Source organism: Sphingomonas sp. 10B4 (genome assembly GCF_035019905.1).
In the GTDB taxonomy this organism is placed as follows: domain Bacteria; phylum Pseudomonadota; class Alphaproteobacteria; order Sphingomonadales; family Sphingomonadaceae; genus Sphingomonas; species Sphingomonas glacialis.
In genome coordinates this window covers 1-279 of the sequence record NZ_JASJVC010000274.1, presented here as the reverse complement: position 1 = coordinate 279, position 279 = coordinate 1, and the positions used below count along the sequence as shown (strand labels likewise).

Annotated in this window: 1 protein-coding gene; it reads right to left on the bottom strand. The window is 53.8% G+C overall.

Annotated elements, in window-relative coordinates:
• Positions 1 to 95: 95 nt before the first annotated feature.
• Complete coding sequence (locus tag QN347_RS19785) at positions 96 to 260, bottom strand: rubredoxin (protein ID WP_322247322.1); 165 nt, start codon at positions 258 to 260, stop codon at positions 96 to 98.
• Positions 261 to 279: the final 19 nt, after the last annotated feature.

Genomic DNA, 279 nt, shown 5'->3' with positions numbered 1-279 from the left:
GATCAGCAGCGGCGTCGTTTTGTCGAGTTTGCGGAACTCGCGTGCCACGGTATATGCCGCGAGACCGGAACCGATGAGGGCGATCGGCTTCATGCTTACAGTTCCACCATGTCGAAGTCGGCTTTGGCGACGCCGCAGTCCGGGCATTCCCAGTCTTCAGGAATGTCATCCCAGCGCGTGCCAGCGGCAATGCCTTCTGCCGGCATGCCAAGTGATTCATCATAGATAAAACCGCAAACGATACATTGATAAGTTTTCATAGTGTCCTCAGAATAAGTA